This is a genomic window from Dapis brunnea BLCC-M229, assembly GCF_050015995.1.
Taxonomy (GTDB): Bacteria; Cyanobacteriota; Cyanobacteriia; order Cyanobacteriales; family Microcoleaceae; genus Trichodesmium.
In genome coordinates, this window is record NZ_JBNHEP010000146.1 from 1 (window position 1) to 9,779 (window position 9,779).

Consider the following 9,779-nt stretch of genomic DNA (forward strand, 5'->3'; position numbering starts at 1 on the left):
AGTTGCTCTTGGCAGTTATAATCATTCCCTACCCCATCATATTGAGTGGATACCTCAAACTGGATATTTGCTATTGTTGGGAGCATATCGAGATAACGAAGTTTTCCCGGCTCATCCATTGATGTTAACTTTGGGAGAATTAGAGAAGCGGTGCGACCCCGCGCCGGAAACCGGCGCTAGGGAACGCGCACCAAGAGAACAACAAACAAAAATTTCGACCATTACTCTCGCTCCCTTGTCTGTGGGTCATATCAATCAATTAGTGGCGGAAACTCTCAGTTGTTCGGTAGAATTAGCTACTCCCTTAACAGATTTAGTTTATCAAAAGACGAAAGGCAATCCCTTCTTTACCACTCAGTTCTTAAAAGGATTGCATGAGGATGAGCTGATTGCATTTAATCAAAATTTGGGATATTGGGAATGCGATTTGGTGAAGGTGCGAGATGCAGCCCTCACTTCGGATGTGGTGGAATTTATGGCCACAAGGTTGCACAAGTTGCCGGAAGAAACTCAACAGGTCCTCAAATTAGCCGCCTGTATTGACAATCAATTTGACCTGGAGACCTTAGCCATCATCTGCGAAACCCCTTCCGAGGAAGTGGCCGCCTCTCTGTGGAGCGCTCTGCGAGAGGGACTAATTTTACCCCAGAGCGAAGCCTATAAATTTTTTCAAGGATGGGAAAAAGAGGAGGATAATGCCGAGGGGATTAGAGTGGGTTATCGCTTCCTGCACGATCGCGTTCAACAAGCTGCTTATTCTTTAATTCCCGAAAGTCGAAAACAGCAAACCCATCTCACCATTGGTCGATTACTGCTCGGATATACATCAGAGAAAAACTTAGAAGACAAAATTTTTGATATTATCAATCATCTGAATATGGGAGCGGGTTTAATCGCTACAGATGAGGAGAAAAAACAACTCTGCCAGTTAAATTTACAAGCAGGACGCAAAGCCAAAAATTCAACAGCTTACGCAGCAGCCATTGAATATTTATTGTTAGGAATCGAATTATTGAGGGAAAATAGTTGGGAGTGCGATTATGAACTCACCTTGGCACTCTACGAGTTGGCCACTGAGTCAGCTTATCTCAATGGTGACTTTGAAAAAATGGAGCAGTTGGCCGAGGTAGGACTGAAGAATGCTCGCACCTTGCTCGACACGATCAAGCTTTATGAGGTCAAAATTCAGGCATTAGAAGCTCGCACTCGCTTTCGAGAATCCCTTGATACCGCCATGATAGTTTTGGAAAAACTAGGAATTCGTCAGTTTCCTAAAGAACCAGATGACTCAGATATCGAGCTTTGGTGGAATGATTTAAAAGCAAATTTGGGCGATCGCCATCCAACTACCTTAGCAGAACTACCCATGATGACCGATCCTAATATGCTGGCTGCCATGAGACTTATGTCCTACGTGACTCCTACTGCTTACAAATCCAAGCCAATGTTGATGATATTAATTACTTTTGAGCAAGTTAAGTTATCACTTCAGTACGGCAACTCCCCTGTTTCTGCTAGTGGGTATTCCTTTCAAGGTTTATCGTTATGTAACAATTTTGGTGAGGTCGAAATTGGTGAAATTGAACAAGGATATCTATTTGGCAAACTAGCACTCCAACTGGAACAACAGAGTAATTCAGTTGCTTATGGTCGTGCTTTTTTTGTCATGCTTGGTCTTGTCCAGCATTACAAAGAACACTTGAGAAATAGCATCAAAAATCTCCAGAAATCCTATGCAATTTGTTTGGAAGTTGGAGACCTTGAATTTGCAGGCTATGCTCTTTCCTTTTACTCATTATATAGTTATCTTAGCGGCCAAGAATTATCCGAACTAGCAAAAGAAATGTCAGTTAATAGTAAAGCCTTAGAAAGGATAAACAGGGAAACTTGTAAGAACTGGATCGATATGTATCATCAGATGGTCGATAATTTGTTGGGTAACTCTCAAAATCCTTGCGCAGTCGTCGGTGAAGCCTATGATGCAGAAAAAATGCTACCTCTTCGCAAGCAAGCCAATGATTTGACAACACAAGGTTATTTTTACGTTCCTCTGGCATTTATTTGCTATTTATTTCAAGACTGGAATGGTGCATATGAGAGTCTTGACAATGCAGAAAAATGCTTGGTAGGTGCTTCTGGAACGCCGCTGGTGACTCTATTTTACTTTTATCAATCTCTGGTGATGTTAGCCGATTTTACCTCGCAACCAGAAAGCGAATGCCAAAAGAGACTGGAAAAAATTGCAGCCAATCAGAAGATATTGCAGAATGCAGCAATTCATGCCCCAACTAATTATTTGCACAAATGGCATTTGATTGAAGCAGAAACATATCGGGTGTTGGGCGATAAAACCGAGGCAATGGAGTTATACGATCGCGCCATTGCTGGAGCCAAGGAGAATGAATACATTCAAGAAGAAGCCCTCGCTAACGAACTGGCAGCTAAATTTTATCTCAACTGGGGTAAAGAAAAAATAGCGTGTACCTATATGCAAGAAGCCTATTATTGTTATGCTCAGTGGGGAGCAAAAGCTAAAACAGACGACCTCGAAAAACGTTATTCCCAACTGCTCTCTCCCATTCTCCAACGGCAACAATTAAGGTTGACTGCTAACGATACCATAGCCAATCTGACTAAAGGAAAGATTACCAACACCAGTACCTCCACTGGAGACTTATTAGATTTAGCCAGTCTAATGAAAGCATCTCGCAGCCTTTCTCAAGAAATTAACCTTGAGCACGCCATTACTAACTTCATGCAAGTCATCCAAGAAAATGCTGCTGCCGAAACTGTCGCCTTAATGTTATTTCGCGAGGAAACCTTAATCCTAGAAGCCAAGATCGCTGACGGAAAAACCCAACCCATAGATAGCATTCCCGTCGAAAAAAGCCTAGAAGTACCCAAGGCGATCGTCAATACTGTCAAACGCACCCGAATGTCTCTGCTCTTAGATCGTGGTGCAGGCGAAACTGACTATGTACGAGATAGGTATATCAAAGAAAATCAACCTGTTTCTATTTTATGTCTGCCTCTATCAGATCGCGGACGATTTATTGGCATTGTTTATCTGGAAAACAATCGAACAATGGGTGCTTTTACCCTAGACAGGGTAGAAGTGCTGGAATTGCTCTGTGCTCAAGCCGCTATTACCCTGGAAAATGCCCGCCTCTACCAACAAGCACAACAAGCACTCCAACTTGAACGAGAACTCCAAGAGCTGCAACGCACTCAACTGACTCTCATTCAAAGTGAAAAAATGTTTAGTTTAGGACAAATGGTTGCTGGCATATCTCACGAAATCAACAATCCTATTAATTTCATCTATGGAAATATCGATCATGCGAGAGATTATGCCCAGGATTTCATGCAGGTTATCGAGCTTTACCAACATCACTTCCCCCAAAGCCATCCAGAAATTGAGGAAATAATCGCAGAAATAGATTTGGACTATTGTCAAGAAGATTTCCACAAAATTTTAGACTCCATGAGAGCTGGAGTGGAACGCGTTCAAAAAATTGTGCTTGCTTTACGAAACTTTTCTCGATTAGATGAAGCAGAATTGAAAGTAGTAGATTTACATGAAGGAATAGAAAGTACCCTGACTATTTTACAATCTCGGTTGCTGGGGCGACAAGGAGGGGCAGAAATTCAAATCGTGAAAGATTATGGTAATTTACCTTTAGTTGAGTGCTATGCAGGTCAACTAAATCAGGTGTTGATGAATATTATTAATAATGCTATTGATGCATTAGAATCATCGCCGGAAATTCAGCCTCGGATTTCCCTGGGTACTCAAACTAATGGAGAAACCGTGACGATAGCGATATCGAATAATGGCCAGGAAATAAAGGCTAAAATTTGCGATCGCATCTTCGACCCCTTTTTTACGACAAAAGCGGTGGGAAAAGGAACTGGTTTGGGTTTATCGATCGCCTATCAAATTATTACCGAACAACACGAAGGAAGTCTCTCTTGTGAATCTCAACCTGGAGAAACAACCTTTTTCATAGAAATTCCCATCCAACAAAAAAAACGTTGAATTACTAAGAATCAAAGGGGATAAAAATCCTCTTTAATTTAAGGGAAGAAGTTGCTCGGGAATGGCGATCGCCCATCAAATAATCACAGAAAAACATGGTGGTCAGATTAGTTGTAATTCCAGAGTTGGGCAAGGTACAATTTTTACGATCGTGATTCCTAGATAAAATATTTATAGCCTTCCTCGAAACTGTAGCCAGATTGACCAAGGAAGCATTGCGGCTGCATTAATGATGAAAACAGAAATTATAATAGTTGGACTTTCGGCCAAAAATGAAGTAAACTAGGGTAAATATAATAAAAATTAAACTCAACGACAAATAAACCAAGCTAATGATTGAGACACAAGCCATAAAAATTGCTAATCATCAAACCCATGAACTCATTCACGAAAGCGAACGTACCCTAGTCTATCGGGGTAGAAATATAGAGAGCAGGCAACAAGTCATTATCAAATTGATGGCTCAGGAATATCCTTCCTTTAACGAATTAGTCCAGTTTAGAAATCAATACGCCATTGCCAAAAATCTAGACATCAAAGGTATAGTCAAACCATATTCGCTGTTGCGTTACAACAATGGCTATGCTCTAATCATGGAAGACATAGGAGCCATATCCCTAGCCGAATATCAGCACCAATTGTCTGTATCCCTACCACAATTTTGGGAAATTGCTCTTTCTGTAACAGAAATTCTGCACCATCTGCATCAAAATCAAATTATTCATAAAGATATCAAACCAGCAAATATTTTAATTCATCAAGAAACAAAAGAAGTAAGATTAATAGATTTTAGTATCTCATCATTACTACCAAAAGAAACCCAAAGTTTGCAAACCCCCAATGTCTTAGAAGGAACCCTAGTTTATATTTCCCCGGAACAAACCGGACGCATGAATCGAGGGATAGACTATCGCAGCGATTTTTATTCTCTAGGAGTAACCTTTTACGAACTCTTGACAGGAAAACTCCCTTTTGAAAGTGAAGATCCCCTAGAACTGGTCCACGCACACATAGCCAAAACCCCCCCTTCGATTCCTGATACTCAAGTGCCGAAACCTTTAGCTAATATAGTTATGAAATTAATGGCGAAAAATGCGGAACAGCGGTATCAAAGTGCTTTGGGGCTAAAATATGACCTAGAAAAATGTCGGGTTGAATATGAAGAAACGGGAAAAATTGAGCCGTTTGTATTGGGAGAACGAGATCGTAGCGATCGCTTTCTCATCCCGGAAAAACTGTATGGAAGGGAAAAAGAAGTACAAATTTTGCTTGATGCTTTTGAAAGAGTAGCATCCCCCAACCCCTCTTTGAAAGGGGGGAGAAGAGGGGAGAAGGTGGGAAATTCAGAAATGATGCTGGTCGCTGGATTTTCCGGTATAGGTAAAACTGCCGTGGTAAATGAAGTTCACAAACCCATAACCAGACAGAAAGGATACTTTATCAAAGGCAAATTCGACCAATTCAATCGCAACATTCCTTTTTCAGCCTTTTTCCAAGCCTTCCGAGACTTAATGGGGCAATTACTCGGAGAAAGTGATGCCCAATTGCAAGAGTGGAAAGGGAAAATCCTAGAAGCATTAGGAGAAAACGGGCAAGTTCTCATTGAAGTTATTCCCGAACTCCAACACATCATCGGAGAACAGCCAAGAGTGCCCGAACTATCTGGGAGTGCAGCCCAGAACCGCTTTAACCTGTTGTTTGAGAAATTTATCGCCGTCTTCACTACCATTGAGCATCCTTTAACCCTGTTTCTGGATGACTTGCAATGGGCGGACTCAGCTTCGTTAAATTTATTGAAAGTCTTGATGGGAAACACTCAAACGGGATATTTGCTCATGTTGGGAGCATATAGAGATAATGAAGTTTTCCCGGCTCATCCGTTGATTTTCTGTTTAGGAGAATTAGAGAAACAACAAACAACAATTTCGACTATTACTCTCGCTCCCTTGTCTGTTAATCACATTAATCAATTGGTGGCGGAAACTCTCAGTTGTTCGGTGGAGTTAGCTGCTCCCTTAACAGATTTAGTTTATCAAAATACGAAAGGTAATCCTTTCTTTACAACTCAGTTCTTAAAAGGATTACATGAGGATGAGTTAATTACTTTTAATCAGGATTTGGGATATTGGGAATGTGATCTAGTCAAGGTACGAGATGCAGCCCTTACCGATGATGTAGTGGAATTTATGGCCCGAAGGTTGCATAAGTTGCCGGAAGAAACTCAAAAAGTTCTGAAACTAGCAGCTTGTATTGCCAATCAATTTGACTTAGAGACCTTAGCCATTATCTGCGAAACCCCTGACGAGGAAATCGCAGCAGCTCTATGGAGTGCCTTGCGAGAAGGGTTGATTTTACCTCAGAGTGAAGCCTACAAGTTTTTTCAAGGATGGGAAGGTGAACGCGAAGACATCGAAGGGATCGCAGTGGGTTATCGCTTTCTCCATGATCGCGTCCAACAGGCAGCCCATACTTTGATTCCCGAACATAAGCGCGGTCAAACACACCTTAACATCGGTCGTGCTTTACTCGCACATTTATCGCTAGAAAAACGCCAAGAACAAGTATTGGAGATTGTCAAACATTTCAATATTGAACTATCTTTGCTGACTTCTCCAGAAGAGATCGAGCAAGTGGTGCAATTAAACAAATTTGCGGGAGAAAAAGCCAAACGTTCCACCGCTTATGCAGCAGCGATCACTTACTTCGAGCGAGCAATGACGTTATTGGGCAACACGCCTTGGCAGCAACAACGAGAATTAGCCTTTTATTTCTCGGAAAATATCGCCGAAGCGGCCTTTCTATCGGGGGATTTTGCCAAGGCAAGTGAGAGGGTTGCAATCCTCAAACAAGAAGCAGAAAATATCTTAGAGGAAATTAAGGCGATCGAAATCGAAATGCAAATAGCTCAAGCGCGACACGAACAACTCCAGTGCTTGAAGATTGCCCTATCGGCATTGCTACAATTGGGAGTCGAATTACCCGAATATCCCACACAAGAGGATGTTCGACAAGAATTGCGCGAACTCGATACTGCCCTAGCCGGGACTGAAGTAGGGGATATTGCGAAGTTACCGCCCATACAAAACCGAGAAATTAAGGCGGCCATGCAAATTTTAGCCAGTATGCTTTCGCCATGCTATCAAGTCCGAATGCTATTGTTTCAGTTGGTTTCTATCCGACAGTTGCAACTGACGGTCCAGTGGGGTTTGAGTTGTCAATCCCCCATCGCCTGCGCTCTCTACGGCATGGTATTAATTGTAAGTTGGTTGGATGTAGAACGAGGCTACCAATTCGGACGCTTAGGGGTAGAACTGCTGGAGAGACCGGGGTTGGAGTCGGTCAAAAGCACGACGCAACACCTATTCTACAATCACATTCAGAATATCAAAGATTCCGCTCGGGTATCTTTGCAACCATCTCTAGTAGCGGGATTGGCGGGCATAGAAGCAGGAGAATATCAGGATTCTGGCAATTGTATCTTAGTTCGATTTCTGACGGCATATTTTGCTGGGGTCGAGCTAGATATCTTAGAACGGGATTTAGGAATTTATCGGGAAGTTCTCGAACAAACCAAACAAGAAACGACCCTCAAATATTATTGCCTCCTCCAACAAGTCGTTGCCAATTTGACAAGCTCGATCGCCAGTATCGATTTCATTGGAGAGTTTTTTAACGAGAAAGAGATCGTGCCTGCATTATACGAAAAAGAAGATCGTACCGGAATCGGATATTTCATAGTCCACAAGTTGACTTTATGTTGCTTGTTTGAAGAAGTCTCTCGGGGTATAGAAGTTGCAGGGGAAGTGGAAAAATATATCAGCAACCTAGCGGGTATGCTTTGTCTTCCGGCTGTTCATTTCTATAACTGTCTATTACGATTGAAAGCAGCAGAACAGCAAAAAGTACAAAGTCAAGAAATTATAATTGGGGAGTCATTTGAGAAGAGTTTGGAGCAGTTATGCAAGTTTGCAGCTTGCGCCCCAGTCAATTATGAACACAAACGACAACTAATTGAGGCAGAACGTTATCGCATTCTCGGACAAAAACTAGAGGCAATGGAATGTTATGATCGCGCAATTGCTGGAGCGAAAGCAAACGAATACATTCAAGAAGAAGCCATCGCCAACGAACTCTTTGCCAAATTTTACCTCGACTGGGGACGAGAAAAAGAGGCTGCGGTATATATGCAAGAAGCCTATTATTCTTACGCTCAATGGGGAGCCAAAGCTAAAGCCAACGATCTCGAAAAACGCTATCCTCAACTGCTTGCCCCCATTCTCCAACGGCAACAATTGAAGTTAACAACCAACGATACGATAGCCAATATTACCAAAGGAACGGTTTCAAATACCAGTACCTGCACGGGAGAACTGTTAGATTTAGCCTCTCTTATGAAAGCGTCCCGCACCCTTTCCAAAGAAATCGACCTAGAACAGGCCATCGCCAACTTCATAGAAGTTATCCAAGAAAATGCAGGTGCAGATACTGTTGCCTTAATGTTATTTCGTCAGGAAACCTTAATACTCGAAGCCAAGATCGCTGATGGAGAAACAAAGTCCATAAAAAGTATTCCCGTAGAAGACAGCCTAGAAGTTCCTTTAACGATAGTCAATACCGTCAAACACAGCCGAACATCTCTGCTCTTAGATAATGCAGCCAGCGAAACTGACTATGTACGAGATAGGTATATCAAAGAAAATCAACCTCGTTCGATTTTATGTCTGCCTCTATCAGATCGCGGACAATTTATAGGTATTGTTTATCTCGAAAACAATCAAACAATGGGGGCATTTACGAGCGAACGCGTAGAAATTATCGAGCTTTTATGCGCTCAAGCTGCCATTACTCTAGAAAATTCCCGCCTTTACCAACAAGCACAACAAGCATTCCAACTGGAACGAGAACTACACGACTTGCAACAAACACAACTCCAATTGATTCAAAGCGAGAAAATGTTTAGTTTGGGTCAAATGGTGGCCGGAATTGCCCACGAAATTAACAATCCCATAAGTTTTATTCATGGAAACATTACTCATGCTAACGAATATATGGAAGAAGTGCTGGAATTACTCGCTCTTTATCAAACTCACTATCCTGAGCCACACCGTGATATTCAAATAGCAATCGAGGCGATGGATTTAGAATTCCTAGGAGATGACTTTGAAAAACTGTTAAAATCTATGAAAAATGGGAGCGAGCGCATCAAAAATATCGTCACATCTCTACGAACTTTTGCACGTCTTGGTGAGTCGGAACTCAAGCGTGTAGATTTACATGAAGGGATTGAAAGTACCTTAACTATTTTACAAAATCGCTTTCAAAAACAGGAAAAACGAGCCGAAATTCAAGTGGAGAAGGACTATGGAAAATTACCGTTAGTGGAATGTTATGCCGGACAATTAAACCAAGTATTTCTGAATGTACTTAATAATGCCATTGATGCTTTGTCAGAATGTTCGCGTCAAGATTCTCCAACTATTCGCATTAGTACAGAAACGGATGAAAAACAAGTTACAATTGCGATAGCGGACAATGGAGTGGGGATGAACCAAGAAACGCAAAAACGACTTTTCGATCCTTTTTTTACTACAAAACAAGTGGGGAAAGGAACGGGTTTAGGGTTAGCGATCGCCCATCAAATTATTACCGAAAAACATGGTGGTCAGATTACCTGCAACTCAACATTTGGGCAAGGTACAATTTTTACTATCGTGATTCCTAGATAAAATATAGTCTTTTG

General features: G+C 41.7%; 3 protein-coding genes. All 3 read left to right on the forward strand.

Annotation, left to right across the window (positions count from 1 at the left end; translation table 11 throughout):
- Positions 1 to 4,039: trifunctional serine/threonine-protein kinase/ATP-binding protein/sensor histidine kinase (locus ACP6PM_RS16935; RefSeq protein ID WP_426586611.1), on the forward strand; the 4,039-nt coding region annotated here is incomplete at its 5' end.
- A 61-nt stretch (positions 4,040 to 4,100) separates the two neighbouring features.
- A complete protein-coding gene (locus ACP6PM_RS16940) occupies positions 4,101 to 4,205 on the forward strand; it encodes a hypothetical protein (protein WP_426586613.1) in 105 nt (34 codons plus the stop codon).
- Between the two features lie 166 nt (positions 4,206 to 4,371).
- On the forward strand, positions 4,372 to 9,765 hold the full coding sequence (locus tag ACP6PM_RS16945; protein WP_426586615.1) for a trifunctional serine/threonine-protein kinase/ATP-binding protein/sensor histidine kinase: 5,394 nt from the start codon (positions 4,372 to 4,374) through the stop codon (positions 9,763 to 9,765).
- The last annotated feature ends 14 nt before the right edge of the window (positions 9,766 to 9,779 follow it).